This is a genomic window from Pectobacterium nicotianae (assembly GCF_023272715.1).
GTDB classification, from domain to species: Bacteria; Pseudomonadota; Gammaproteobacteria; order Enterobacterales; family Enterobacteriaceae; genus Pectobacterium; species Pectobacterium brasiliense.
In genome coordinates this window covers 4,141,285-4,167,372 of the sequence record NZ_CP096821.1, presented here as the reverse complement: position 1 = coordinate 4,167,372, position 26,088 = coordinate 4,141,285, and the positions used below count along the sequence as shown (strand labels likewise).

The 26,088-nt window shown below is 51.8% G+C and carries 24 protein-coding genes and 1 tRNA gene; 18 read left to right on the top strand and 7 right to left on the bottom strand.

Annotated elements, in window-relative coordinates; genetic code table 11:
• Window positions 1–239: 239 nt before the first annotated feature.
• From MYB54_RS18520 to MYB54_RS18510, 3 genes are read right to left on the bottom strand one after another with little or no spacing between them, the layout of a single operon-like run.
• On the bottom strand, window positions 240–671 hold the full coding sequence (locus tag MYB54_RS18520) for a hypothetical protein (protein ID WP_014914123.1): 432 nt from the start codon (window positions 669–671) through the stop codon (window positions 240–242).
• 56 nt (window positions 672–727) lie between these two features.
• A complete protein-coding gene (locus MYB54_RS18515; protein ID WP_039282241.1) occupies window positions 728–1,189 on the bottom strand; it encodes a lysozyme in 462 nt (153 codons plus the stop codon).
• Window positions 1,182–1,775 (bottom strand): DUF2589 domain-containing protein, encoded by a 594-nt coding sequence (locus MYB54_RS18510; protein ID WP_248721183.1) that lies wholly within the window; start codon window positions 1,773–1,775, stop codon window positions 1,182–1,184. The genes MYB54_RS18515 and MYB54_RS18510 overlap by 8 nt, the downstream gene beginning before the upstream one ends.
• 431 nt (window positions 1,776–2,206) lie before the next feature.
• Between MYB54_RS18510 and MYB54_RS18505 the strand changes: the two genes are divergently transcribed.
• The 12 genes from MYB54_RS18505 to MYB54_RS18455 all read left to right on the top strand — a co-directional run bounded on the left by MYB54_RS18505 (window position 2,207) and on the right by MYB54_RS18455 (window position 15,432).
• Window positions 2,207–2,821, top strand: a complete 615-nt coding sequence (locus tag MYB54_RS18505; protein WP_248721182.1) for a response regulator transcription factor — start codon at window positions 2,207–2,209, stop codon at window positions 2,819–2,821.
• 310 nt (window positions 2,822–3,131) lie between these two features.
• Window positions 3,132–3,208, top strand: a tRNA-Met gene (locus MYB54_RS18500).
• Window positions 3,209–3,426: 218 nt separating this feature from the next.
• Window positions 3,427–3,879, top strand: a complete 453-nt coding sequence (gene rimP, locus MYB54_RS18495; RefSeq protein ID WP_010279686.1) for a ribosome maturation factor RimP — start codon at window positions 3,427–3,429, stop codon at window positions 3,877–3,879.
• 21 nt (window positions 3,880–3,900) lie between these two features.
• Window positions 3,901–5,430, top strand: coding sequence for a transcription termination factor NusA (gene nusA, locus MYB54_RS18490; RefSeq protein ID WP_010279687.1), 1,530 nt, complete (start codon window positions 3,901–3,903; stop codon window positions 5,428–5,430).
• A 25-nt stretch (window positions 5,431–5,455) separates the two neighbouring features.
• Window positions 5,456–8,155 (top strand): translation initiation factor IF-2, encoded by a 2,700-nt coding sequence (gene infB, locus MYB54_RS18485; protein ID WP_010300008.1) that lies wholly within the window; start codon window positions 5,456–5,458, stop codon window positions 8,153–8,155.
• A 74-nt stretch (window positions 8,156–8,229) separates the two neighbouring features.
• The gene (gene rbfA / locus MYB54_RS18480) at window positions 8,230–8,628 is read left to right on the top strand and encodes a 30S ribosome-binding factor RbfA (RefSeq protein WP_010279693.1); all 399 of its coding nucleotides are present in this window, start codon (window positions 8,230–8,232) and stop codon (window positions 8,626–8,628) included.
• The gene (gene truB, locus MYB54_RS18475) at window positions 8,628–9,572 is read left to right on the top strand and encodes a tRNA pseudouridine(55) synthase TruB (RefSeq protein WP_014914130.1); all 945 of its coding nucleotides are present in this window, start codon (window positions 8,628–8,630) and stop codon (window positions 9,570–9,572) included. Before rbfA ends, truB begins: the two co-directional genes overlap by 1 nt.
• Window positions 9,573–9,694: 122 nt before the next feature.
• Complete coding sequence (gene rpsO, locus MYB54_RS18470; protein ID WP_010279698.1) at window positions 9,695–9,964, top strand: 30S ribosomal protein S15; 270 nt, start codon at window positions 9,695–9,697, stop codon at window positions 9,962–9,964.
• A gap of 249 nt (window positions 9,965–10,213) precedes the next feature.
• Window positions 10,214–12,334, top strand: coding sequence for a polyribonucleotide nucleotidyltransferase (gene pnp / locus MYB54_RS18465; RefSeq protein ID WP_014914131.1), 2,121 nt, complete (start codon window positions 10,214–10,216; stop codon window positions 12,332–12,334).
• Window positions 12,335–12,474: 140 nt separating this feature from the next.
• Complete coding sequence (gene nlpI, locus MYB54_RS18460; RefSeq protein ID WP_010279700.1) at window positions 12,475–13,359, top strand: lipoprotein NlpI; 885 nt, start codon at window positions 12,475–12,477, stop codon at window positions 13,357–13,359.
• A 104-nt stretch (window positions 13,360–13,463) separates the two neighbouring features.
• Window positions 13,464–13,541: a protein YrbN gene (gene yrbN, locus MYB54_RS22120; RefSeq protein ID WP_099606227.1), complete on the top strand. Its 78-nt coding sequence runs from the start codon at window positions 13,464–13,466 to the stop codon at window positions 13,539–13,541.
• The gene (locus MYB54_RS18455; protein ID WP_039312954.1) at window positions 13,534–15,432 is read left to right on the top strand and encodes a DEAD/DEAH family ATP-dependent RNA helicase; all 1,899 of its coding nucleotides are present in this window, start codon (window positions 13,534–13,536) and stop codon (window positions 15,430–15,432) included. The genes yrbN and MYB54_RS18455 overlap by 8 nt, the downstream gene beginning before the upstream one ends.
• Before the next feature lie 87 nt (window positions 15,433–15,519).
• Here the strand turns inward: MYB54_RS18455 and MYB54_RS18450 are convergent, their stop codons facing one another.
• From MYB54_RS18450 to ubiU, 3 genes are all read right to left on the bottom strand, one after another.
• Window positions 15,520–16,527 (bottom strand): luciferase-like monooxygenase, encoded by a 1,008-nt coding sequence (locus MYB54_RS18450; protein ID WP_014914133.1) that lies wholly within the window; start codon window positions 16,525–16,527, stop codon window positions 15,520–15,522.
• 166 nt (window positions 16,528–16,693) lie between these two features.
• Window positions 16,694–17,572 (bottom strand): U32 family peptidase, encoded by an 879-nt coding sequence (locus MYB54_RS18445; RefSeq protein ID WP_248721181.1) that lies wholly within the window; start codon window positions 17,570–17,572, stop codon window positions 16,694–16,696.
• Between the two features lie 11 nt (window positions 17,573–17,583).
• Window positions 17,584–18,579, bottom strand: a complete 996-nt coding sequence (gene ubiU, locus MYB54_RS18440) for a ubiquinone anaerobic biosynthesis protein UbiU (RefSeq protein WP_014914135.1) — start codon at window positions 18,577–18,579, stop codon at window positions 17,584–17,586.
• A gap of 356 nt (window positions 18,580–18,935) precedes the next feature.
• On the opposite strand from ubiU, the gene ubiT reads away from it, so the two are divergent.
• Window positions 18,936–19,460: a ubiquinone anaerobic biosynthesis accessory factor UbiT gene (gene ubiT, locus MYB54_RS18435; RefSeq protein WP_014914136.1), complete on the top strand. Its 525-nt coding sequence runs from the start codon at window positions 18,936–18,938 to the stop codon at window positions 19,458–19,460.
• Window positions 19,454–19,996: a GNAT family N-acetyltransferase gene (locus MYB54_RS18430; protein ID WP_014914137.1), complete on the top strand. Its 543-nt coding sequence runs from the start codon at window positions 19,454–19,456 to the stop codon at window positions 19,994–19,996. The genes ubiT and MYB54_RS18430 overlap by 7 nt, the downstream gene beginning before the upstream one ends.
• Window positions 19,997–20,020: 24 nt before the next feature.
• Here the strand turns inward: MYB54_RS18430 and MYB54_RS18425 are convergent, their stop codons facing one another.
• Entirely contained in the window at window positions 20,021–20,320 is a 300-nt protein-coding gene (locus MYB54_RS18425; RefSeq protein WP_039515169.1) for a GIY-YIG nuclease family protein, read from the bottom strand.
• A gap of 187 nt (window positions 20,321–20,507) precedes the next feature.
• Here MYB54_RS18425 and MYB54_RS18420 point away from each other — a divergent pair, with 187 nt between their 5' ends.
• The 4 genes from MYB54_RS18420 (at window position 20,508) to deoB (ending at window position 26,080) form a co-directional block, all read left to right on the top strand.
• The gene (locus tag MYB54_RS18420) at window positions 20,508–21,986 is read left to right on the top strand and encodes an amidohydrolase (RefSeq protein WP_014914138.1); all 1,479 of its coding nucleotides are present in this window, start codon (window positions 20,508–20,510) and stop codon (window positions 21,984–21,986) included.
• 511 nt (window positions 21,987–22,497) lie between these two features.
• The gene (deoC, locus tag MYB54_RS18415) at window positions 22,498–23,277 is read left to right on the top strand and encodes a deoxyribose-phosphate aldolase (protein WP_014914139.1); all 780 of its coding nucleotides are present in this window, start codon (window positions 22,498–22,500) and stop codon (window positions 23,275–23,277) included.
• Between the two features lie 161 nt (window positions 23,278–23,438).
• Window positions 23,439–24,767 (top strand): thymidine phosphorylase, encoded by a 1,329-nt coding sequence (gene deoA, locus MYB54_RS18410; protein WP_205593092.1) that lies wholly within the window; start codon window positions 23,439–23,441, stop codon window positions 24,765–24,767.
• An 89-nt stretch (window positions 24,768–24,856) separates the two neighbouring features.
• The gene (deoB, locus tag MYB54_RS18405; protein WP_039502140.1) at window positions 24,857–26,080 is read left to right on the top strand and encodes a phosphopentomutase; all 1,224 of its coding nucleotides are present in this window, start codon (window positions 24,857–24,859) and stop codon (window positions 26,078–26,080) included.
• Window positions 26,081–26,088 lie beyond the last annotated feature (8 nt).

Sequence of the window (26,088 nt, the reverse complement as noted above, 5' to 3'; positions counted from 1 at the left end):
AATTGAGACACCTTCGTTGAGGAACCCCGCATATAGGATTGGCTTTATTGGCAAAGCATTGACTGGGGGGATGAACATATCAGGAAAGGGAAAGCAGTAGCAGGAAGGCAACGAGGTGCCTTCCTGCCATATCGACGACGTGCGGTTGAAAACCCTCATTCTTAGGAACGCTTGCCTTCAAGAACGCTCACTCTCAAGAACGTTTGCTCTCAAGAGCATTGACCTTTAAGAACAATCTCTTAAGGGTCTGGTGGGGTTTTGTCATCGGGCGTTTTTTTCTGGGCCTCATTAATCAAATGAACGCCTTTTCTGGCCTGTTTTATTTCCGATGCGACATCCAGAATATCGTTATTCTCTCGATAGCTGAAGAAATTTGCCAGCAGCGTAACCAGCCCTACGCTAATAGCGCCAACCAAATAGCCTAATCCTATTGCGTTCTCCATTTTACTAATATTAACGTGCAGCAATTCGGCGATAATCCCTACCAGTGAGAAAGCAGCTGAAATGCTGATGATGATAATGATTAATGCGGCAATGAACTTGTCGTAATTATTCAGTTTCTGCGGTCGCCAAAAAAAAGAAATACTGAGGCCGCCGAATAATCCTGCAACTGATGCAATAATATCACTGATCAGAATGTCATAAATGATAGGGAGTTGTGATGTATCCATAATATATCCACGATGATTTACTCTGTGAAATAGCGTTTTTTAACTTCTGTTGACTATTAATTTGGTGTGATGGCTTGTAGGAAAAGGGCTTTCTCTGCTTCTCTACGGCGAAGGAGTCCTTCCACGACTTGCTCACCATCTTTGTCCCAGCGTGGGAATTGATCAGCTGCGCCGGCATAGTCACCTTGGTTAAGCAGGCGTAATAATGTCGACGTCTTCAGACTATTGACCCCCAGGTTGTAGGTAAATGATGTTAATGCACCAAATTGATTTCCGTTGAGATCAACGTTCACATAATGCTGAACACCCGTTTCCGCCGTTTTTAAGTCCTGCCGTAACAATAAATCCGCTTCCTGGAGGGTAATTCCATTATCAAAATTTTCATTTGGCAGTATTAAATGTCCATATCCAATCGTCCATTTACCTGCGGTGTCACGATACTTTGTTAATTTAAGACCTTCAAAACTCTTAATCAGAGAGAGACCCGCTTCATTGATCGTGTCTGGAATATTAGCCATTGTTTTTTTCCTCTTGCGTTATTCGGGGGAGAACGAGATTGGTGTATTCATCAATTAACCGCATGATACTTTCTGGAGGATCCAGCGCAGTGAATTGCATTTCTATATCGACGTGCTGACTATTTCTGCCTTTTTTGTTTTTGCCTGAAGGCGACATGCTGACGTGAAAATTAGTGATGTTATGATCGTCTAAAGATGAGGTGATTTTGTCCTGGCTGACCGCATCGGTTCTCACCGTCATTCGCACTTTCATTTTTTCCAGCATCAAGCCCCTTGGGGTAGAAAGCGCAACCAGTGGTAGTTCGACGTGGTGCCGGGGATCGAGTTGAATCGCAACCGTCTTCGGGGTTAACACGCCATCAGCGTCACGTGCAAAAAAAGGTTCGAGAGTCTGTTGATATTGATGAGCGATAAATTGATTGGCGGCGGTGGCAGCATGCTGCATACCGCGAGCAATGTCTGCTAGCGTCATTGCCTTTGATGACGCCATGCTATCGTTCTGTGTGACATGGGGATTTTTCCCTTGGGCATTATCACCCTTGTCTGTTTTTTTATTTTCCCCCGTTATCCAGCTCTTAAACGACATACGTTCTCCTTATCTTATTCTTCAGACAATAGACATGAATAGCCTGGGGTTAAATAAATGATAATTTGAGAAAACGTTAACAGCTAATAAGGGTGGTGCGTATCAGTCATTGTGTTAGAGATATAATGTAATATGACATAGGCCATTTCCCTCTCTTTTATTTTTCCTGTTTTAAATTGGCAATAAATATTTATTGTGTTTATGAAATCATTACGCTCTTAGGTCTTATTTTGAGATAATATTTCATTGCTAAGAGTATTCCTCTTTGGGGCGGTTTTCTGAAATTATCATGTCAGTATGCACGAATAAATATGGCTCAGTCTATAAGGTAAACGGCATATGCCAAATGGCGTGACATCATATCTTTCAAGATAGGCTAAAACTTCTTAGAGGGCATTTTTAATAAAATAAAGGTAAATGGAGATTGCACAGTGAATGTTGTTATTATTGACAAGTCCCCTGTTTTCATTCAGGGGTTATCTGTTGGGCTGAATGATTTTATGCACGATGCCAATATTGTTGGCGTAAAAGACATTGACGATGTATGGCCTTTCCTTGAAGAGATGAACAACGCTTTTATTTTACTCAATTGTAATAAAGAAAGTGGCGAGTACAGTTCTTTCCTGGAAGCACTGCATGAGAAATATATTAACGTCAGTGTAATTATTATGGTTGATGCGATTGAAAGACATATTTTGAATAACTATCTGAAACACCATGTGATGGGCGTAATTCTTAAAACATCGCCAGTTGATTCTATTGCCCAAGCATTAAAAACGGTGTCGATGGGTATGGTCTGTTTGCCGGATGATGGGGTGATTTATGAGGGGTGGAGTGTCGATAACAGTGTAAAAGGCAAACTCAGTGAAAGGCAGCATGAAGTTCTGCAACTGATTGCGTCAGGGGCTTCTAATAAACAAATCAGTCGAACATTAAACATCAGTGCAGGCACCGTGAAGTCACACCTGGAGTCGATTTTCAGGCGGCTTAATGTGCGTAACAGAACACAAGCTGCGATCGTACTATTAGAAGAAGAACGAAGATAAATTCTATCCTATTATATTATTCAGTTATTGTTTGATTTTTAAGCATCAGGGAATCCCCCACAGCGTCACCTCTTTCCGCTATTTCTGGCGTCCGTGCCTTTTTGCAACGGTTGGCCCGCTTTGCAGCTAGCGTGACGACACAAGATCTGCTTCCTACAGTGGAATGCCCATCATCGCGATGGCCGCTTCTACGCCCTTTATGGTTCTTGACAAAAAAACGTATTACACGTATAAAAATCGCCTTCGAACCAATCCTATGGATGACTTGCATTTATGCAGTTGTCAGCGTAGTATTTGCCACGATTTCGGACGCGGGGTGGAGCAGCTTGGTAGCTCGTCGGGCTCATAACCCGAAGGTCGTCGGTTCAAATCCGGCCCCCGCAACCACTTAACTTCCAGTAAAGTGTTTTTTCAAATACGTTCTTCACTCAATTTCTATCTCTTTTTGCAGTGATTTTTGAAAAAATCCTTCACCGAAAGTTATGCCGCGCTGGTTAGCGGTATTAGGGTCCAGTTGCATAAAGCCCCGATTTTTCGGGGTTTTTTGTTATTTGGCAACAAACAACTGGGCTATTAGGCCCTTTTTTTATGTCTTGGGGGTGGACTTGTCCACATTAGAGCAAAAATTAACAGAGATGATTTCAGCACCCGTTGCCGCATTAGGCTACGAATTGGTTGGGATTGAGTTCATCCGCAGTCGCCAATCGACGCTGCGTATCTATATTGATAGTGAAGATGGGATCACTGTTGATGATTGTGCTGATGTCAGCCACCAGGTCAGTGCGGTATTGGACGTAGAAGATCCAATCACTGTCGCCTATAACCTGGAGGTGTCGTCTCCAGGGCTTGAGCGTCCCTTATTCACGGCAGCACATTATCTGCATTTCGTCGGTGAAGAGGTCACAGTGGTGCTGCGTATGGCAGTCCAGAATCGCCGTAAATGGTTGGGTGTGATCAAAGCTGTTGACGGCGAAATGATCACCATAACAGTGGAAGGCAAAGATGAAGTATTCGCGCTGAGCAACATTCAGAAAGCGAATCTTGTACCCCACTTTTAAAGTTTGGATGAGGCAACTAGGATGAACAAAGAGATTCTGGCTGTTGTTGAAGCAGTTTCCAATGAGAAAGCCCTTCCGCGCGAGAAGATTTTTGAAGCGCTGGAAACCGCGCTGGCGACAGCGACCAAGAAAAAATATGAGCAGGAAATTGATGTCCGCGTCAGTATCGATCGCAAAACGGGCGATTTTGATACCTTCCGTCGTTGGTTAGTGGTGAATGAAGTCACTCAGCCAACCCGCGAAATTACGCTTGAAGCGGCACAGTTTGAAGATCCTGCTCTTGATGTCGGCGGTTACGTTGAAGATCAAATCGAATCCGTAACGTTTGACCGCATTACGACGCAAACGGCAAAACAGGTTATCGTACAGAAAGTTCGTGAAGCAGAACGTGCGATGGTTGTTGATCAGTTCCGTGAGCAAGAAGGCGAGATTATCACCGGTGTCGTGAAGAAGGTGAACCGTGATAATATTTCGCTTGAAGTCAGACCAATCGATGGCTCTAACACCAGTGCAGAAGCGGTAATTGGCCGTGAAGATATGCTGCCTCGTGAAAATTTCCGCCCTGGCGACCGTATTCGTGGCGTGCTGTACTCTGTTCGTCCCGAAGCTCGCGGTGCTCAACTGTTTGTCAGTCGTTCCCGTCCGGAAATGCTGGTTGAACTCTTCCGCATTGAAGTGCCAGAAATCGGTGAAGAAGTTATCGAGATTAAGGCAGCGGCCCGCGATCCGGGTTCACGTGCAAAAATTGCAGTGAAGACGAATGACAAACGTATCGATCCCGTCGGTGCTTGTGTCGGTATGCGCGGTGCACGTGTGCAGGCTGTTTCCAGCGAGCTGGGCGGCGAGCGTATTGATATCATTCTGTGGGATGATAATCCTGCGCAGTTTGTCATCAATGCCATGGCACCTGCCGATGTGGTATCGATCGTGGTTGATGAAGATACCTGCACGATGGATATCGCTGTTGAGTCGAGCAATCTGGCTCAGGCGATTGGTCGAAACGGGCAGAACGTACGTTTGGCTTCCCAACTGTTGAAACAGCATCGTTCAGACGATCGTTGGGAACTGAACGTGATGACAGTGGAAGATCTTCAAGCCAAGCATCAGGCTGAAGCACATGCTGCAATCGACGTCTTTACCAAGCACCTTGATATTGATGACGAGTTTGCCACCGTGCTGGTTGAAGAAGGTTTCTCCTCCCTTGAAGAACTGGCTTACGTGCCAATCAAGGAACTGTTGGCCATCGAAGGCCTTGATGAAGAAACCGTTGAAGCATTGCGTGAGCGTGCGAAAGCCGCATTAACAACGCTGGCACTGGCGCATGAAGAAAGCCGAGGTGACGGTCAACCTGCTGAAGACTTGCTTGGCTTGCCTGGGCTGTCGCGTGAGTTGGCATTCAAGCTTGCTGCGATCGGTGTTTGTACGCTGGAAGATCTTGCTGAACAGGGTGTTGACGACCTGACAGATATTGAAGAGCTCAATGATGAGCAAGCGGGCGAATTGATTATGGCCGCACGTAATATCTGTTGGTTTGGCGACGACAACGAATAACGAACTGTAGCAGGAAAGGAACAGCATGACAGATGTAACCGTAAAATCGTTGGCCGCAGAGATTCAGACTCCGGTTGACCGCCTGATACAGCAGTTTGCTGATGCGGGAATGACCAAGTCTGCATCAGACTCTGTGACCCAGCATGAAAAAGAAACGTTATTGGCGCATCTGAACCGCGATCGCGGTAATGCACCGAGTAAATTGACGCTGCAACGCAAAACGCGCAGCACGTTAAATGTCCCTAGCACTGGCGGAAAAAGTAAGTCGGTGCAGATCGAAGTCCGCAAGACACGCACTTATGTAAAACGCGATCCGATTGATGCCCAACAGGCTGAAGAGGAAGAGCAGGCACGGCGTGAAGCGGAAGAACAGGCACAACGTGCCGCTGAAGAGCAGGCTAAACGCGAGGCCGATCTGCGCGAAGCTGCTGAGAAAGCGAAGCGTGCTGCCGACGAGCAAGCCAAACGTGAGGCCGCTGAAAAAGCTAAGCGTGATGTAGCGGAAAAAGAAAAAGTGACGAATCAACAAAACGAAAATATGACCAAGCCGGCTCAGTCTGAGAAAGCGAAACGTGAAGCGGAAGCTGCCGAACTTAAGCGTAAAGCAGAAGAAACTGCACGTCTTAAGGTTGAAGAAGAAGCGCGTCGTATTGCTGAAGAAGCTCGCCGTATGGCTGAAGAAAATGCCGGGCGTTGGGAAGCGGAAAGCGCTAAACCTGAAGAATCTGCCGATTATCATGTGACGACTTCTCATCATGCCCGCGAAGCGGAAGATGAAAACGACCGTCAGGTTGAAGGCGAGCGCCGTACCCGTACTCGCGCAGCCAAAGTCACCAAGCAGAAGAAAGGGAATCGCCAGTCTGAGTCCAAGGCTGACCGTGAAGAAGCGCGTGCTGTTACCCGTGGTGGTAAAGGTAAACGTAAGCCAAGTACATTGCAGCAGAGCTTCAATAAGCCTGCTCAGGCAGTGAACCGTGATGTGATCATCGGCGAAACGGTTACCGTTGCTGAACTGGCTAACAAAATGGCGGTTAAAGGCTCTCAGGTCATCAAAACGATGATGAAACTGGGCGCAATGGCAACCATCAACCAGGTCATCGACCAGGAAACCGCGCAACTCGTCGCGGAAGAGATGGGCCATAAAGTTATCCTGCGTCGTGAAAACGAGCTGGAAGAAGCGGTAATGAGCGACCGTGATACGGGTGTTGCGGCTGAATCCCGCGCGCCAGTCGTGACCATCATGGGCCACGTTGACCACGGTAAAACCTCACTGCTTGACTATATTCGTTCAACCAAGGTAGCAGCAGGTGAAGCGGGTGGGATTACCCAGCACATCGGTGCTTACCACGTTGAAACCGACAACGGTATGATCACGTTCCTGGATACGCCGGGACACGCCGCGTTTACCGCAATGCGTGCTCGTGGTGCTCAGGCAACGGATATCGTGGTACTGGTTGTCGCAGCGGATGATGGCGTGATGCCTCAGACCATCGAAGCGATCCAGCATGCGAAAGCAGCTCAGGTTCCGGTTGTTGTTGCAGTCAACAAAATCGATAAACCTGACTCTGATCCAGATCGTGTGAAAACTGAACTGTCTCAGTACGGCATCATGCCGGAAGAGTGGGGCGGCGAATCTCAGTTTGTCCACGTATCTGCTAAAGCCGGTACCGGTATCGACGAACTGCTGGATGCGATTCTGTTGCAGGCCGAAGTTCTGGAACTGAAAGCGGTCCGTAGCGGCATGGCGAACGGTGTCGTGATCGAATCCTTCTTGGATAAAGGTCGTGGCCCGGTTGCAACCGTACTGGTTCGTGAAGGTACGCTGAATAAAGGCGATATCGTTCTGTGCGGCTTCGAATATGGCCGTGTTCGTGCGATGCGTGATGAATTAGGCCGTGAAATCACGTCCGCAGGTCCTTCTATTCCGGTAGAAATTCTCGGTATGTCCGGTGTGCCTGCTGCAGGTGACGAAGCGACGGTTGTTCGTGACGAGAAGAAAGCGCGTGAAGTTGCCTTGTATCGTCAGGGTAAATTCCGTGAAGTTAAACTGGCTCGTCAGCAGAAATCTAAACTGGAAAACATGTTTGCCAACATGACAGAAGGTGAAGTTTCTGAGCTGAACATCGTTCTGAAATCTGACGTTCAGGGTTCTTGTGAAGCAATTTCCGATTCACTGCAGAAACTGTCTACTGATGAAGTGAAAGTGAAGATCGTCGGTTCCGGTGTGGGCGGTATCACAGAAACGGACGCCACGCTGGCAGCGGCATCGAATGCGATTATCCTTGGCTTTAACGTTCGTGCAGATGCATCAGCTCGCCGCGTCGTTGAAGCGGAAAGTCTGGATCTGCGTTATTACTCCGTCATCTATGATTTGATCGACGAAGTGAAACAGGCGATGAGCGGTATGTTGGCGCCTGAATATAAGCAAGAGATCATCGGTCTGGCCGAAGTGCGTGACGTCTTTAAATCACCGAAATTTGGCGCTATCGCCGGTTGTATGGTGACGGAAGGTATCGTTAAGCGTCACAACAAGATCCGTGTACTGCGTGACAACGTGGTGATCTATGAAGGCGAGTTGGAATCTCTGCGCCGCTTCAAAGATGACGTTAACGAAGTCCGTAACGGCATGGAATGTGGTATCGGCGTGAAGAACTACAACGACGTTCGCCCTGGCGATATGATCGAAGTCTTTGAAACGATTGAGATCAAACGTACGATCGCGTAATCCGTTTTCAGCGACGACGTAAGTGATTCGTAAGGGGGGCCTAGTGCCCCCCGATTTTTACTGGAGAATTTATCATGGCAAAAGAATTCAGCCGCACCCAGCGCGTTGCGCAGGAAATGCAAAAAGAAATCGCCATTATCATTCAGCGTGAAGTGAAAGATCCGCGTATCGGCATGGCGACTGTATCTGGTGTGGAAGTGTCCCGCGATCTGGCGTATGCCAAGGTTTTTGTGACCTTCCTGAATGATAACGAACCAGAGCAAGTTCAAACGGCAATCAAAGCACTGCAGGATGCGTCTGGTTTTATCCGTACCCTGGTTGGCAAAGCGATGCGCCTGCGTGTTGTCCCGGCACTGACATTCTCCTACGACAACTCGTTGGTTGAAGGGATGAGAATGTCCAATCTGGTGACCAATGTGATCAAAAACGATACGGAACGTCGTTCTGTTACGGGCGAAGATCAGGAGGATTAATGAGTCGTCCTCGTCGCCGTGGCCGTGATATACACGGCGTATTGCTATTAGATAAGCCGCAGGGCGTGTCGTCTAATGATGTTTTGCAGAAGGTAAAACGGATTTTTAACGCCAACAGAGCGGGCCATACGGGGGCGTTGGATCCATTAGCCACCGGTATGTTGCCGATTTGCCTTGGGGAAGCGACGAAATTTTCCCAGTATCTGCTGGATTCTGATAAACGCTACCGTGTTATTGCCCGACTTGGGCAACGGACTGACACTTCTGATGCCGATGGCAACGTGATTGAAGAGCGTGCGATTGGTTTTTCTGCTACCGATCTGGAGCAGGCGCTGGAAGGTTTTCGTGGTACCACGCAGCAAGTGCCGTCCATGTACTCGGCGCTGAAGTATCAGGGGCGTAAGCTGTATGAGTATGCGCGTCAGGGGCTGACGGTTCCACGTGAAGCGCGTGAAATCACCGTGTACGAACTGCAATTCATTCGCTGGGAAGGTGATGAGCTAGAGCTGGAGATTCACTGTTCGAAAGGCACGTACATCCGTACCATTATTGACGATCTGGGCGAAAAGTTGGGCTGTGGCGCGCATGTGATTTACCTGCGTCGTTTACAGGTTGCCACTTATCCTACCGAAAGAATGGTGACGCTGGAGCAGCTAGCGGCTTTGTCCGAGCAGGCCCAAACACAAGAGCTCCCACTTTCGCAGAATCTCGATCCGCTGCTTATGCCGATGGAAAGCCCAGTCATTGACTTTCCTGAGGTAAATTTGACGCCGGTTGTCGCGGGTTATTTGAAGCTGGGGCAAGCGGTTCAGGCAGCGAATGTGCCCTCGAACGGCATGGTGAGAATCACCGAAGGTGACGAACACAAATTTATCGGAATGGGCGAAATCGATAGCGATGGCCGCGTTGCGCCACGTCGTCTGGTTGTTGAGTTTCCGGTGTAAACCCGCCTGTTGCTGCCTTGCTATCGCAGAACGCTGAGGGTAGAATAGCGCGGCTTGACTATTGGGTGGCTGAATTAGAGATCGGCGCCTGTTTTTTTATCTATAATGTTTGGAGTATTACAATGTCTCTAAGTGTTGAAGCTAAAGCTAAAATCGTAGCAGACTTCGGTCGTGGCACTAACGATAGTGGTTCTACTGAAGTTCAGGTTGCTTTGCTGACTGCGCAGATCAACCATCTGCAAGGCCACTTTTCTGAGCACAAAAAAGATCACCACAGCCGTCGTGGTCTGCTGCGTATGGTTTCTCAGCGTCGTAAGCTGCTGGACTACCTGAAGCGTAAAGATGTAGCACGTTACACCAGCCTGATCGAGCGTCTGGGTCTGCGTCGCTAAGTCTTCTGAGTTTCAGTGGGAAGGGGCCTCTTTTGGCCCCTTTCTTCTAGGAAGCGTTAGCAAAACAGAGTAGTGTATTGTTGTTAATATGATCTTTCATTACAGAGGTTCGCGCGGCTAATGAGAGGCTTTATCTGCATAAGCAAGATAAGGGTTGTCATTAGTCGTGAGGATGTAGTGTAAAGGTCGGGAGTTCACTGGCGCGTTTATCTTGAATACGTGTAGCGCGCCCCAGCTAAGGATATTATTTTGCTGAATCCGATCGTCCGTAAGTTCCAATATGGTCAGCATACCGTCACGTTAGAGACAGGTATGATGGCACGCCAGGCTACCGCCGCTGTGATGGTAAGCATGGATGACACCGCAGTATTCGTTACTGTGGTCGGCGCGAAAAACGCCAAACCCGGCCAAAGTTTCTTCCCATTAACGGTTAACTATCAGGAGCGTACTTACGCTGCTGGGCGTTTCCCTGGTGGTTTTTTCCGTCGCGAAGGCCGTCCAAGCGAAGGCGAAACGCTGATTTCTCGCTTGATCGACCGCCCAATCCGCCCTCTGTTCCCAGAAGGTTTCCTGAATGAAGTTCAGGTGATTGCGACCGTCGTTTCTGTTAACCCACAGGTTAGCCCTGACATCGTTGCCATGATTGGTGCCTCTGCGGCGTTGAGCCTGTCTGGTATTCCATTCAGCGGCCCTATCGGCGCTGCGCGCGTCGGTTACCTGAACGATCAGTATGTCCTGAACCCAACGATGGATGAGCTGAAAGAAAGCCGTCTGGATCTGGTGGTTGCAGGTACGGAAGGCGCGGTTCTGATGGTGGAATCCGAAGCCGACATTCTGAGTGAAGATCAGATGCTGGGTGCTGTGGTGTTTGGTCACGAGCAACAGCAGATCGTTATCCAGAACATTAACGCTCTGGTTGCTGAAGCAGGCAAACCGAAGTGGGAATGGCATGCGCCAGAAGTTAACGTTTCTTTAGAGCAGCGTGTACAGGCTTTGTCTGAAGCACGTCTGGGTGACGCTTACCGCATCACTGAAAAACAAGAGCGTTATGCACAAGTTGACGTCATCAAAGCTGATGTTGTTGCCGCTCTGCAAGCCGAAGACGAAACGCTGAATGCGGGCGATATCCAGGAAATTCTGGGTAACGTTGAGAAAAATGTCGTACGTAGCCGCGTGCTGGCTGGCGAACCGCGTATCGATGGCCGTGAAAAAGACATGATTCGTGGTCTGGATGTACGTACTGGCGTGCTGCCGCGTACTCATGGTTCCGCACTGTTCACCCGTGGTGAAACGCAGGCGTTGGTTACGGCAACGTTGGGGACTGAGCGTGATGCGCAGAATATTGACGAACTGACCGGTGAACGTACCGATCGCTTCCTGCTGCACTACAACTTCCCTCCGTACTCTGTCGGTGAAACCGGTATGGTCGGTTCGCCTAAGCGTCGTGAGATCGGTCACGGTCGTCTGGCTAAGCGTGGCGTGTTGGCAGTTATGCCGAAGGCGAACGAATTCCCGTACACCGTGCGTGTGGTGTCTGAAATCACGGAATCCAACGGTTCTTCTTCCATGGCGTCTGTCTGCGGTGCTTCTCTGGCACTGATGGATGCGGGCGTGCCAATCAAATCAGCCGTTGCGGGTATCGCGATGGGTCTGGTTAAAGAAGGCGACAATTTTGTTGTTCTGTCTGACATTCTGGGTGACGAAGACCACCTGGGCGATATGGACTTCAAAGTTGCTGGTAGCCGTGAAGGTATCACCGCGCTGCAGATGGATATCAAGATCGAAGGGATTACCCGTGAGATCATGCAGGTTGCTTTGAATCAGGCCAAAGGTGCACGTTTGCACATTCTAGGCGTGATGGAGCAGGCGATCAGCACACCACGTGGCGATATCTCTGAATTCGCACCGCGTATTCACACCATCAAGATCAGTACTGATAAGATTAAAGATGTAATCGGTAAAGGTGGTTCTGTGATTCGTGCGCTGACGGAAGAAACAGGCACGACTATTGAAATTGAAGACGATGGTACTGTGAAGATCGCTTCAACCGACGGCGAAAAAGCGAAACATGCGATTCGTCGTATTGAAGAGATCACTGCCGAAATCGAAGTCGGCCGCGTGTATCAGGGTAAAGTTACCCGCATCGTTGATTTTGGTGCTTTCGTCGCTATTGGCGGCGGCAAAGAAGGCCTGGTGCATATTTCTCAGATCGCCGATAAGCGCGTAGAGAAAGTGACTGACTACCTGCAAATGGGTCAGGAAGTGCCGGTCAAGGTTCTGGAAGTTGATCGCCAGGGCCGCGTGCGCTTAAGCATCAAAGAAGCAACTGCGCAAACTCAGGAAGCGGCAGCCCCGTCTTCTGAGGAATAACGACTGTTAGATAACGGTCTTATGGCACCTTGCCTGATTATCATGGCAAGGTGCTGCGTGTATCGTAAGGGAATGGATGTCCTTGCGTTGAGCGGTCCGGGACAGGATGTTCATCCAATGTTTGTCTTCGGGAGTGGGAAATGAAGCCTTTCTTGCGCTGGTGTTATGTTGCAACAGCACTCATGCTGGCAGGATGCAGCAACACGGATTGGCGTAAAGACGCAGTATTGGCGATTCCGTTACAGCCTACTTTGCAGCAGGAAGTGATCCTGGCACGCATGGAACAAATCCTTGCAAGCCGGGCATTAACCGATGATGAGCGAGCACAGCTATTATATGAGCGCGGAGTGCTGTATGATAGTCTCGGGTTACGGGCATTGGCGCGGAATGATTTTTCACAAGCGCTGACGATCCGCCCTGATATTCCAGAAGTTTTTAACTATTTGGGTATCTATTTAACGCAGGCAGGCAATTTTGATGCTGCCTATGAAGCGTTTGATTCTGTACTAGAGCTTGATCCAACTTACAATTACGCGCGTTTAAACCGGGGCATCGCTTTGTATTATGGCGGTCGCTACCTGTTAGCGCAGGATGATCTGCTGGCGTTTTATCGAGACGATCCGAATGATCCTTTCCGTTCGTTGTGGCTGTATCTTGTGGAGCGAGAAATCAATCCAGAGACGGCCAAAATTGCGTTGAAGAAACGCTATGACGACGCCAAGAAAGGGCCTTGGGGATGGAATATTGTCGAATTCTATCTGGGCAGTATCAGTGAAAAAACACTGATGCAGCGTTTACAGGTAGAAGCTACGGATAACACTTCGCTCGCTGAGCATCTCAGTGAAACTGACTTCTATTTAGGTAAGCACTACCTAAGTCTGGGGGACAAGAACACCGCCTTGGCGCTGTTCAAGCTGACGGTTGCCAACAACGTTCATAACTTTGTTGAGCACCGCTATGCATTGTTGGAATTGGCGCTATTAGGCCAAGAGCAAGACGACCTATCAGGATCGGACCAGCAATAGCTGACGAACACTTAATCAGCCTGAAAAACTTCGGTTATCACCTTCACGGGTGAGGGCTTTTTTGTTCGCTTTTTAATCCAATTTGAGCCGGTTCACACTTTTCAATGAAAATGACTGAAAATTTTCACGACGAGTTATGTAGACTGGCCGCCATGTTTAATGAGGCACGTGTACATGACTGATTTAGTAACTTCTTTTGCCGATTTGGGGCTGAACACCTCTATCCTTAATGCCCTGACTGATTTGGGCTATGAAAAACCGTCTCCGATTCAGGCGGAATGTATTCCTCACCTGCTGAATGGTCGCGATGTGCTGGGTATGGCACAGACCGGTAGCGGTAAAACAGCAGCGTTCTCTCTGCCATTACTGAACAATCTGAAACCTGAACTTAAAGCACCACAGATTCTGGTGCTGGCACCGACCCGCGAGCTGGCGGTGCAGGTAGCAGAGGCCTGCAATGATTTCTCCAAACATATGCACGGCGTGAATGTTGTCGCACTGTACGGCGGCCAGCGCTATGACGTGCAACTGCGCGCTTTGCGTGGTGGTGCACAGATCGTTGTGGGTACGCCAGGCCGTCTGCTGGATCACCTGAAACGCGGTACGCTGGATCTGTCCAACCTGAGTGGTTTGGTGCTGGACGAAGCTGATGAAATGCTGCGTATGGGCTTCATCGAAGATGTTGAAAACATCATGGCTCAGATCCCTGCTGAACATCAGACTGCGCTGTTCTCTGCGACCATGCCTGAAGCGATTCGTCGCATTACGCGCCGTTTCATGAAAGATCCACAAGAAGTTCGCATTCAATCAAGCATTACTACGCGCCCAGACATCAGCCAGAGCTACTGGACGGTGCAGGGTATGCGTAAAAATGAAGCGCTGGTACGTTTCCTGGAAGCGGAAGATTTTGATGCGGCGATTATTTTCGTTCGTACCAAAAACGCGACGCTGGAAGTGGCCGAAGCCCTGGAGCGTAGCGGTTACAACAGCGCCGCGCTGAACGGTGACATGAATCAGGCGCTGCGTGAGCAAACGCTGGAGCGTCTGAAAGATGGTCGTCTGGATATCCTGATCGCGACCGACGTTGCGGCGCGTGGTCTGGACGTTGAGCGTATCAGCCTGGTAGTGAACTACGATATCCCGATGGATGCCGAGTCTTACGTCCACCGTATTGGTCGTACCGGTCGTGCAGGTCGTGCGGGCCGCGCTCTGCTGTTCGTCGAAAACCGTGAACGTCGCCTGCTGCGCAACGTTGAACGCACAATGAAGCTGACCATTCCTGAAGTGGAATTGCCAAATGCAGAATTGCTGGGTCAACGCCGTCTGGCTAAATTCGCCGCTAAAGTACAGCAACAGCTGGAAAGCAGCGATCTGGACATGTACCGTGCACTGCTGACAAAACTGCAACCACAGGAAGAGCTGGATGTCGAAACGCTGGCTGCTGCGCTGCTGAAAATGGCGCAGGGCGAACGTCCTCTGATTCTGCCGCCAGATCCGGTATTCCGTCCTCGTCGCGAATTCCGCGATCGTGATGAGTCTCGCAGTGATTCACGTGGCGATCGTCGTCGTGATCCTCGCGATTCTCGTGACAGCCGTGACGGTGACCGTCCACAGCGTCGTGAGCGTCGTGATGCTGGCGAGATGGAACTGTATCGCATTGAAGTGGGTCGTGATGACGGCGTTGAAGTGCGCCACATTGTTGGTGCTATCGCCAACGAAGGTGATATCAGCAGCCGCTACATCGGTAACATCAAGCTGTTCGCGTCTCACTCGACGATTGAACTGCCGAAAGGTATGCCGGGCGACCTGTTATCACATTTCACCCGTACGCGTATTCTGAACAAACCAATGAATATGCAGTTGATGGGTGATGCAGTTGCACAGCCAGAACGTCGTGGCGGTGGTCGTCCTGGTGGCGAACGTCGTGATGGCGCAGCACCACGTCGCTCTTTCGGCGGTGGTGAACGCCGTGAAGGTAACGGTAACGGCGGTGAGCGTCGTGAGCGTTCTTTCAACCGTGATAGCCGTGACGGTGCTTCACGCGCTCCACGTCGTCGTCCTGCTGACGCATAAGCTACGATTTTTTAAAAATCTACTGCAATACAAAACGACCCTGAACGGGTCGTTTTTTTTGGTCACAACAAACTCACTCGTTCGATATTACAGCGTCTGCCGTACATCCATTGCGATTTCAAACGATCGCAGTCGCGCCTGATGATCAAAGATTTGACCGTTGATCATCACTTCATCCGCCTGCGTTTCACGTAAAAGGCTCTGCAATCCATGACGAACTTTCGCGCTATCGCCAACAATCGACAGCCGCAGTGCTTGCTCCGCACCAAACTGTTCGGCAGGTGAGCCGACCGTGTCGATGTTTTCTACCGGCGCGGGCAGCGGGCCTGGCGTACCACGGCGCAGATTGATGAACTGCTGCTGCATCGAGGTGAAGAGGAAACGCGCGTCCCGATCGCTATCGGCCGCCACCACATTGACGCAAACCATCGCGTAGGGCTTGGCGTGGGTGGCTGAAGGGATGAAGTGTTCGCGATAGAGACGGAATGCTTCCAGCAACATATCGGGCGCGAAATGCGCGGCGAAGGCAAAAGGTAGCCCCAGTCTCGCGGCCAGCTGTGCGCTATACAGACTCGAACCTAATAGCCAGATCGGAACGTGTAAGCCTTGTCCCGGGACGGCCTGGACTCCCTGACCCGGCTGTGCATCGGCGAAATAGCGTTGCAATTCCTGCACATCGCGTGGGAAATCTTCGATATCGGCATTAAGGTGGCGACGCAGCGCCATCATGGTGCGCTGATCGGTGCCGGGCGCACGGCCTAATCCCAAATCGATACGGCCAGGATACAGCGATTCCAGCGTACCGAACTGCTCGGCGATGACGAGCGGTGAGTGGTTCGGTAGCATCACGCCGCCGGAACCGAGACGAATGCGCTGTGTTCCCGAAGCAAGATAGCCGAGAAGCACGGAAGTTGCTGCGCTGGCGATACCCGTCATGCTGTGGTGTTCCGCCAGCCAATAGCGGTGATAGCCCCATTTTTCTGTATGCTGCGCCAGATCCAGCGAGCGATGGAAGGCGTCACGCGCTGTCGCACCTTGCGGAATCGGCGCAAGATCGAGGACGGAAAACACGGTGGGTTGAGAAGACATAGACATAATATGGCTCACTTTGTTGTTCACTGACTCCACCCATTTGGTGGATGCTTAACGCCGTCAGTCAATGATGAAAGTCAGATCAGTATGCGGGAATGTCGCGGTTATACGTAGTTCAAAGGTGCGCTTAGGAAGGAAAGGGCGGCTGGCCGCCCTGAAAGGAAATGCGTTATTGAACGAGTTCAAGGCCAGCGACGCGACGCCAGTAGCCGTTGCAATCCGCCTGATTTTCCAGCGTTAATGGCGCATTGCCTTGTTCGTTGGCGCGAAATTTATCCAGCATCGCCGGCGTGCTGATATCGTTCGGGGACAGCCGGACGATATCGACCAGATCCTGCATTGATGTCAGTTCGTTGCCGAGGTTGTAGCAATAGCCGCTTTGCGTCTGAATGCCGTTGAGGACAAACACCTGCTGGTTCTCCTGTGACAGCATTTTTCTGCCTTGTGGATAGCTGAGGCAGCAGGTTTCGCATTCATCCTTCGGCCGATCTTCTGAACGAGCGGTAAAGCAGCGGGCGGAATAGGCTAGCGGTAAATGACCATAGCTGAGCACTTCTACTTCAAACTGATGGCGAAAGCCAAGCTTGTCACACTGATTCAGTAAGTTTTGCAGCCAGTCTCGGGATAGCTCAACTGGCATGCACCAGCGCACCATGCCTTGTTTATGCAGGACTCGCAGCGTGTACGCGTTGTAGCAGTTGAGCGCGTGTCCGGCGACAAACGGCAGATTGCGTTCGGCGGCGATGTTAACTGCGCCCAGATCGTTTGCTTCCAGCAAGAACTCGCCGTTCTCCACGTAGCGTTTTAGCTCGGTAAGTTCAGACGGCGCTTGTAAGAGCGCCAGCGTAGAGATCACCACCTGCTTTCCGCTGTTGGCGACCTCACGAGCAACGTTGAACCAGTCTGCCACCTTCATCAGGCGGCGCTTGCTGCACACCGTTTCGCCGAGATAAATGATATCGGCGCTGCTGTTCACCGCGGCCTGATAAAACGCCTCAACATCCTCTTTAGGCCAATAGTAGAGAATATTCCCTAATGCGTATTTCATGTGTTCTCCTGCTACTGCCATTTGCGGTGATAAGCGCCGAGCGTGGTTTGTGTGCCTTCAGCCACTGCACCTAACGCATCCATCCAGGCCTGAGTGGGAACGAATGTCTCAGGATTGGCGCGGCAGCGATCGATAGCCTGTCGCCATACCTGCGTAATCTGGCTGACGTAGGCCGGGCTGCGCTGGCGGCCCTCTATCTTCACGGAAGCAATATTGGCAGCCATCAGTTCAGGCAGCAGTTCCAGTGTGTTCAGGCTGGTTGGCTCTTCCAGTGCATGGTAGCGCTGCCCATCGACTAAATAACGCCCTTTGCACAACGTGGGATAACCGGCGTTTTCATCATCCTGATAGCGGTCGATCAGGATATTGTTCAGGCGTGATTCCATGCCGTTTTCCGTCTGCTGCCAGCGTACAAATCGCGCCGGCGAGCAGGCACCTACGGTATTCGGTGATTCACCAGTCAGATAAGAAGAGAGATAGCAGCGGCCTTCCGCCATGATGCACAGGCTGCCGAAGGCGAACACTTCGAGCGGCACGGGGCTGGTGCGGGCGATTTGCTTCACCTGATGGATGGACAATACGCGCGGCAGTACGATGCGTGAGACATCGAAATGGCGATGATAGAAACGGATCGCTTCGGTGTTTGTCGCGGAAGCCTGAACCGACACGTGACGCTCAATGTGAGGATAGCGTTCGGTAGCATATTCCAGCATGGCGAGATCGGCGAGGATCAGCACGTCGGCCCCGATCTGCGCAGCCATATCCACAGCGCGTTGCCAGCGCTGATAACCGTCCGGATGCGCAAACGTATTGATGGCGATATGCAGCTTACGCCGATGACGATGCACGTACTCGCGCGCTTCCTGTAGCTTCTTGTCGGTAAAGTTAAGCCCGGCAAAATGACGTGCGTTGGTGTCATCTTTCAGGCCGATATAGACCGCATCTGCGCCATTATCGATGGCAGCTTTCAGTGCCGGCAGGTTGCCAGCGGGGCAAAGCAGTTCCATACACAATCCTTCATTAATCCCTTCGGGGCCGTAGCTGCTCGGTACGATCAATGATGTTCAGACTGACGCTCGCGTTTATGACGGGCATTCTGCCTCTCACCCTTGCGGGTTGTCGTAAGCGATTTTTTATCAGTCGATGAATGTTGTTAACGATTGGGAATCTTAATTAACCAAATCGGTAAGGACTTTGATTTAAGGCAGTTTATGGTGCTAATCGTCGCGCAAGGACAAAATCTGTTGGGCATAATCGGATAACCGACTAAATTATTGACATAGACCTCTGCCGCGTGCGGTGGATGTGGCAAAATGCTTGCAGATTATCTGAACAGTCAGATTGCTTTAAGAGGAGTACGCCAGTGTTGGAAAAACTACGAGCGCAGATTGTGCGTCAAGGGCCGAGCTTATTAGGTAAGCCACTCAAGTTCACTCCCTTTGCGCTACAGCGTCAGGTTTTGGAACAGATGTTGGGCTGGCAGTTCCGTCAGGCGCTGGAAGAGGGCGATCTGGCATTTCTCGAAAGCCGCTGGCTGAAAATTGAGGTGCGTGATGTCGGCTTGCAGTGGTTTATGACGCTGCGTGATGGTCGTCTGGTGGTGAGCGACGCTGAGATGCCGGATGTCAGCTTCAGTGCAGATGCGAACGATCTGATTTTGATCGCCGCGCGTAAAGAAGATCCCGATACACTCTTTTTCCAGCGTCGTCTGCGCATTGAGGGTGATACCGAGTTAGGTTTGTATGTGAAGAACCTGATGGACGCTATTGAGCTGGAAGCCATGCCTGCGCCGCTACGCATTGGCCTGCTGCAACTGGCGAACTTTGTTGAAGCCGGCTTACAGGAGGGCGCAGTGCAACCAGCGAATCACGCGCCAGTATCATGCTAGTTCGGGTGGAAATTCCCGTTGATGCCGCAGGGATCGACAACTTATTGCGCCGTGCTTTTCCAACGGGCGCGGAAGCGGATCTGGTTCATCAACTGCGTGAAGATGGCTTATTGACGCTCGGCGTTGTGGCGACTGACGATGAAGGTGGCGTGGTGGGCTACGCGGCATTCAGCCCGGTGTTGATCGACGGTGAGGATCGCCAGTGGGTGGCGCTTGCGCCGTTGGCGGTAGATGACAGCCTGCGCCGACAGGGCGTAGGGGAAAAGCTGGTCTACGAAGGGCTGGATGCACTGAATGAGTTTGGCTACACCGCTGTCGTGGTCTTGGGTAACCCCGCGTACTACTCCCGTTTTGGCTTTGTTCCGGCGGTAGAACAGCAGCTACATTGTCGCTGGCCAGACAGCGAATCGGCTTTTCAGGTCTATCCGCTGGCAGATAATCATGTTGTCGGTGAGGGGAGTCCTGAGGGCGAAAGTGGGTTTGAAAGTGCAAGCGGGCTGGTGGAGTACGCTGAACCGTTTAACCGCTTTCTCTAACGCGACTCGCTAACCGATAGCGCATCAATACATCGTATCTGAAATACATAGCGTCCTGGGCTGGTCTTGTACCAGCCTTTCTTTTTGGTTTTTGCTCAACTGTTTAATGCGATATTCCAGTTTGAGTGCGTCTGAGCGATTGCCCACCCGACAGTGAAACACCAGCGTTAACTCGCCTTTTCCCCGCAGCGCCTTTGCCCCTTTTCCCGTTTGATGCTGATTCAGGCGGCGGCTGACATCCGTTGTGATACCCGTGTACAGCGCCCCAGCGACCGTGCGCAGTATGTACAGATACCAGAGGGAGTCTTCGGCGTGTTCGGTCATGGTGTTGTCTGTGAATTATTTTTTGAAAAAGCGGCTCTGCACAGCTAAACATAAATAGCACTTCACACCAATGGTATTTCAAACAATTAGCATTTCAAAACACTAGCATTTCAAAGAACGGGCATGACATTACATCAATAGCCGTTATTCACCGACGTGCATTTCTTTTACGGATAGGGAAAAACGTATGACACTGAAACGATATATACCGCCCGCGCTGGCCGTGGCGTTCTCTTCTTGTTTCCTCCCACTGGGCTATGCCGCTGAACTGGCAGAGAAAGATCGGGAAACGATTGTGAACGCCGTCACGAATTACTCGGGCCAGATGACGACCGTTGCTCAGCAGATATGGTCAAAACCCGAACTGGGCTATTTGGAAACCAACACCTCCCAACTGCTACAGAATGAGTTGAAAGCCGCTGGGTTCAGCGTTGAAGCGGGTGTCGCGGGCATCCCAACCGCGTTTGTGGCGACGGCGGGGAAACCCGGCGGGCCGGTTATCGGTATTCTGGCCGAGATGGACGCGCTGCCGGGCTTCTCTCAGGCCGCGACGCCGGAGCGTTCGCCGGTTGCGGGTATTGAGGCCGGGCATGCCTGCGGGCATCACCTGTTTGGTGCGGGATCGGTGGGCGCGGCGATTGCGCTGAAACAGTGGCTGGAAGCAACGGGTAAACCGGGGCAAATTCGAGTATACGGCACGCCAGCGGAGGAAGGCGGTTCCGGTAAAGTCTATATGACGCGTGAGGGGCTGTTTAAGGATGTGGATGTGATGCTGCACTGGCATCCCGGCGATGAGAATTCTGCCTCGCAGGACTATTCGCTGGCGAACGTGAACGGTAAGTTCCGTTTCTATGGCCGCTCTGCACATGCCGCGATGGCACCAGAGAAAGGGCGTTCCGCGCTGGACGGTGTGGAGGCGCTGAATTTTATGGTGAACGCGATGCGGGAACATGTGCCGCAGGAAACGCGCATTCACTATGTGATTACCGATGGCGGTAAAGCGCCGAACGTGGTGCCGGACTTTGCCGAAGTTTACTACTACGTGCGTCATCCCGATCCGGCCGTGGTCGCCAGCGTGACCGATCGCATCCGTAAAGCGGCGGAAGGCGCGGCGCTGGGAACCGAAACGCGTTATGAATTTGAAATTCTCGGCGGCGTGTACAGCCTGTTGCCGAATGACGTGTTGGGAAAAGTGATGGATGACAGCCTCAGAAGCGTCGGGGCACCGCAGTGGGATAAGGCGGATACGGATTTTGCCACCGCGCTACAGAAAACGTTGGATCAAGCCAAACTGCCGCCGCTTTCCAGTGCCAGTCAGGTCGCGCCGTACCATTTTGGTGAAACGGGTTATGCGTCGACCGATGTGGGCGATGTCAGTTGGGTAGTGCCGACGGTCGGGCTGGGAACGGCGACCTGGGTGCCGGGTGTACCTGCGCACAGCTGGCAGGCGGTGGCATCCGGCGGCATGGCTATTGGCTATAAAGGCATGGATGTTGCAGCCAAAACGCTGGCCGTCACAGGAGCGAAGCTACTGAGCGATCCCGCATTAATTCAACAGGCGAAAGCGGAGTTCGACAAGAGTCGTGGCGAGAACTTCCACTATAAGCCGCTGCTGGGCGATCGGAAACCCGCGCTGGATTACCGTAAACCTTCCGCAGGGAAATAATTTTCCTGCACTGCCAGCGGTTTCTCCCTGTGGTTAGAGAGAAACCGCTATGCTTACTCCATGACTTCAATCAGAAGCATCGGGCGATCTGCGACTGTGTGCTGCGGTCTCTTTATTCCTTTATGAAGGGGGAGATGGCCGACAAGGCTGTCACGGTTAATTCATCGGGTGAACCTTATCCAGGGAAGTATATGTGATAAAAATCACATATAATTACTATCTATTGCATTTCTCTTACATCAAGTGTGAATGAATGCACAAAATAGTCCGGCATGGCGTGTTCCAATGTCTAATAAATAGGTTTCTTTCGATGTCATTCTTTCGGTGTTGAAATAATCACAGAATGAAGGGTAGAGGAAGGCTGATTGCGGTGAGAAGGATCTCGGTGCCGCTACAGGTTGTTTCGCCTGGGCGCTATCTTCAAGGAACCAAGTCCGCTCGCCAAACGTGCTGGTTTTGCACCAGTTAATGTTCAGGGCCGGTTAGACCGGCTGACGAGTTGGAGTGTTGTATGACCAAGCTGACCACGGCCGCGCAACGCGCGCTGGCGCTGATGGATTTAACCACGCTGAATGAGGATGATACGGATGAAAAAGTGACGGCACTCTGCCGTCAGGCAAACAGCCCGGCCGGAAAAACGGCTGCTATCTGTATCTATCCACGTTTTATCCCTCTGGCGAAAAAGATCCTGCGTGAGCAGGGTACGCCGGATATCCGCATCGCAACGGTGACCAACTTCCCTCATGGCAATGATGATGTGGCAATTGCGGTTGCAGAAACCAAAGCTGCAATCGCCTACGGTGCTGATGAAGTTGATGTCGTATTCCCTTACCGCGCACTGATCGCAGGCAACGCGCAAATCGGTTTTGAGCTGGTTCAGGCATGTAAAGCGGTGTGTCAGGATGCTCACGTGCTGCTGAAGGTGATCATCGAGACGGGCGAGCTGAAACAGGAAGCGCTGATCCGTCAGGCGAGCGAGATTGCCATTGATGCGGGTGCCGATTTCATTAAAACCTCGACCGGTAAAGTGCCGGTGAACGCGACGCCAGAAAGTGCGGCGATCATGCTGAAGACGATCCGCGATAAAGGTGTGGGCGAGCGCGTTGGCTTTAAAGCGGCCGGCGGTGTGCGTAACGCGGAAGATGCCGCCATCTACCTGCAACTGGCGGACGATATCATGGGCGCGGAATGGGCGACTGCACAGCATTTTCGCTTTGGCGCGTCCAGTCTGCTGGCGAGCCTGCTGACCACGCTTGGCCACGGAACCGCGGCTCCACAGGGCGGCTACTAAGCACGCGTACAGGTGCACTATTTTATTTGTGACAACGCCATTCTTGACAACATATTGTTTATAAAAGCATTTGTATTCATGGTCGCGTTGGATTACCACAGCAAATGTGATCGCAGCAACAGGCTGCGGAACCACATCAGAATTCATCAGGAGTACAGACCTTGTTTCTGATTCAAGAAATTATTCGTAAGAAGCGTGACGGAAAAGCTCTGAGCGAAGAAGAGATCCGCTTCTTTATCAACGGTATTCGTGACAATACCGTCTCCGAAGGCCAGATTGCGGCGCTGGCGATGACCATCTATTTTCACGATATGTCGATGGACGAGCGCGTGGCGCTGACGCTGGCAATGCGTGACTCCGGCACGGTGCTGGACTGGAAGAGTCTGAACCTGAACGGTCCGCTGGTGGATAAACACTCTACCGGTGGCGTCGGGGATGTGACTTCGCTGATGCTGGGGCCGATGGTCGCCGCCTGCGGGGGCTATGTCCCGATGATCTCCGGACGCGGCTTAGGGCATACCGGCGGCACGTTGGATAAGCTCGAAGCGATTCCGGGGCTGGATATTTTCCCGAACGATGAAGATTTTCGCCGCATCATCCAACAGGTTGGCGTCGCGATCATTGGGCAGACCTCCTCACTGGCTCCGGCGGATAAACGCTTTTATGCCACGCGTGACATTACCGCCACGGTCGATTCTATCCCGCTAATCACCGCGTCAATTCTGGCGAAGAAACTGGCTGAAGGGCTGGATGCGCTGGTGATGGACGTCAAAGTGGGGTCGGGGGCGTTTATGCCGACCTATGAACTGTCCGAGCAGTTGGCGCAGGCGATTGTCGGCGTAGCGAATAACGCGGGATGCCGCACCAGCGCATTGCTGACGGACATGAATCAGGTGCTGGCCTCTAGCGCTGGTAACGCGCTGGAAGTGCGGGAAGCCGTGCGTTTCCTGACGGGAGAGAGCCGCAATCCGCGCCTGTATGATGTTACTATGGCGCTATGTGGTGAGATGCTGCTGGCGGGCGGACTGGCAAGTTCGGCGGACGACGCACATTCACGTCTGCAAGCCGTGTTGGATAACGGCAAAGCTGCTGAAGTCTTTGGTCGCATGGTCGCCGCACAGCGTGGTCCGGGCGATTTTGTCGAACACTACGATCGTTATTTGCCGGTGGCGACATTAAGTAAGCCGGTCTTCGCGACGTGTGAAGGCATTGTGACCGCAATGGATACCCGCGCGCTAGGCATGGCTGTCGTCTCGCTGGGCGGCGGACGCCGTCAGGCCACGGATACGATCGATTACAGCGTCGGTCTGGATAGCATGATCAGTCTGGGTGAGCGTGTTGATGCGCAGCGCCCGCTGGCGGTGATCCACGCCAACACGGAAGCGCAGTGGCAGCAGGCGGCGAATGAAGTTCGTGCTGCGATCCAACTGGGCGACACCGCGCCAGAAAAGACCCCGATGGTCTATCGTCGAGTGAGCGCAGAAGCGTGATCGCACAGGGCTGGTTAGTGGTCGTCTTGAATTGATTTTCCCCTGCCTGTCGGCAGGGCGTTAGCGCAGAGCTGCGCAGGAGAAAAAGAATGAAACGTGCATATATTATGGTTCTCGACTCGTTTGGGATCGGCAGCAGTGCTGATGCAGAACGTTTTGGCGATGTCGGTTCGGATACGCTGGGCCATATCGCTCAGGCGTGTGCCGCGGGGACGGCGGATAAAGGGCGCAGCGGCAAGCTGCATTTGCCGAACCTGAGCCGTCTGGGGCTGGGTAAAGCCGCCGAGGCCTCAACGGGAACGTTCCCGCCTGGGTTGGATGAAAACGCGGACATCATCGGTGCTTACGCGCACGCCAGCGAAATCTCCTCGGGCAAAGATACGCCGTCTGGTCACTGGGAAATTGCCGGTGTGCCTGTCCTGTTCGACTGGGGCTATTTTAAAGATGAAGAAAACAGTTTTCCGCAGGAACTGCTGGAAAAACTGGTGAAACGCGCCAATCTGCCGGGCTATCTGGGCAACTGTCACTCTTCCGGTACGGTGATTCTGGATCAGTTGGCTGAAGAGCACATGAAAACCGGCAAGCCGATTTTCTACACCTCTGCGGATTCCGTGTTCCAGATTGCCTGCCATGAAGAAACGTTCGGTCTGGATAAACTGTACGAGCTGTGTGAGATTGCCCGCGAAGAGCTGACCGAAGGCGGCTACAACATCGGGCGGGTGATCGCACGTCCATTTATCGGCGACAAACCCGGCAACTTCGAGCGTACCGGCAACCGTCACGATCTGGCTGTTGAACCACCTGCGCCGACCATCCTGAAAAAGATGGTGGATGAAAAAGGTGGCGAAGTGGTTTCCGTCGGTAAGATTGCGGATATCTACGCGCAGGTCGGTATCACGAAGAAAGTGAAGGCTACCGGCATCGATGCGCTGTTTGATGCCACGCTGAAAGAAATGGATAGCGCGGGCGACAACACCATCGTGTTTACCAACTTTGTTGATTTCGATTCCGCCTACGGCCACCGCCGCGATATTCCGGGCTACGCTGCCGCGCTGGAGCTGTTTGACCGCCGCTTGCCAGAAATGCTGTCCCGTGTGAAGGGGGATGACATCCTGATTCTGACGGCCGACCACGGCTGTGACCCGAGCTGGCACGGCACCGATCACACTCGTGAGAACGTCCCGGTGTTGATCTATGGGCCGAACGTGAAACCGGGGTCATACGGCCACCGTGAAACCTTCGCTGATATCGGGCAGACGGTCGCGGCCTACTTTGGCCTGTCGCCTATGGACTACGGCAAATCGATACTGTAAAACACACC

What these genes read in the sequence shown, in the direction of transcription:
- MYB54_RS18520 (WP_014914123.1), bottom strand. Translation starts at nt 671, where the DNA reads ATGGATACATCACAACTCCCTATCATTTATGACATTCTGATCAGTGAT.
- MYB54_RS18515 (WP_039282241.1), bottom strand. Translation starts at nt 1,189, where the DNA reads ATGGCTAATATTCCAGACACGATCAATGAAGCGGGTCTCTCTCTGATT.
- MYB54_RS18510 (WP_248721183.1), bottom strand. Translation starts at nt 1,775, where the DNA reads ATGTCGTTTAAGAGCTGGATAACGGGGGAAAATAAAAAAACAGACAAG.
- nusA (WP_010279687.1), top strand. Translation starts at nt 3,901, where the DNA reads ATGAACAAAGAGATTCTGGCTGTTGTTGAAGCAGTTTCCAATGAGAAA.
- infB (WP_010300008.1), top strand. Translation starts at nt 5,456, where the DNA reads ATGACAGATGTAACCGTAAAATCGTTGGCCGCAGAGATTCAGACTCCG.
- rbfA (WP_010279693.1), top strand. Translation starts at nt 8,230, where the DNA reads ATGGCAAAAGAATTCAGCCGCACCCAGCGCGTTGCGCAGGAAATGCAA.
- truB (WP_014914130.1), top strand. Translation starts at nt 8,628, where the DNA reads ATGAGTCGTCCTCGTCGCCGTGGCCGTGATATACACGGCGTATTGCTA.
- rpsO (WP_010279698.1), top strand. Translation starts at nt 9,695, where the DNA reads ATGTCTCTAAGTGTTGAAGCTAAAGCTAAAATCGTAGCAGACTTCGGT.
- nlpI (WP_010279700.1), top strand. Translation starts at nt 12,475, where the DNA reads ATGAAGCCTTTCTTGCGCTGGTGTTATGTTGCAACAGCACTCATGCTG.
- yrbN (WP_099606227.1), top strand. Translation starts at nt 13,464, where the DNA reads ATGAAAATGACTGAAAATTTTCACGACGAGTTATGTAGACTGGCCGCC.
- MYB54_RS18455 (WP_039312954.1), top strand. Translation starts at nt 13,534, where the DNA reads ATGACTGATTTAGTAACTTCTTTTGCCGATTTGGGGCTGAACACCTCT.
- MYB54_RS18450 (WP_014914133.1), bottom strand. Translation starts at nt 16,527, where the DNA reads ATGTCTATGTCTTCTCAACCCACCGTGTTTTCCGTCCTCGATCTTGCG.
- MYB54_RS18445 (WP_248721181.1), bottom strand. Translation starts at nt 17,572, where the DNA reads ATGAAATACGCATTAGGGAATATTCTCTACTATTGGCCTAAAGAGGAT.
- ubiU (WP_014914135.1), bottom strand. Translation starts at nt 18,579, where the DNA reads ATGGAACTGCTTTGCCCCGCTGGCAACCTGCCGGCACTGAAAGCTGCC.
- MYB54_RS18430 (WP_014914137.1), top strand. Translation starts at nt 19,454, where the DNA reads ATGCTAGTTCGGGTGGAAATTCCCGTTGATGCCGCAGGGATCGACAAC.
- MYB54_RS18425 (WP_039515169.1), bottom strand. Translation starts at nt 20,320, where the DNA reads ATGACCGAACACGCCGAAGACTCCCTCTGGTATCTGTACATACTGCGC.
- MYB54_RS18420 (WP_014914138.1), top strand. Translation starts at nt 20,508, where the DNA reads ATGACACTGAAACGATATATACCGCCCGCGCTGGCCGTGGCGTTCTCT.
- deoC (WP_014914139.1), top strand. Translation starts at nt 22,498, where the DNA reads ATGACCAAGCTGACCACGGCCGCGCAACGCGCGCTGGCGCTGATGGAT.
- deoB (WP_039502140.1), top strand. Translation starts at nt 24,857, where the DNA reads ATGAAACGTGCATATATTATGGTTCTCGACTCGTTTGGGATCGGCAGC.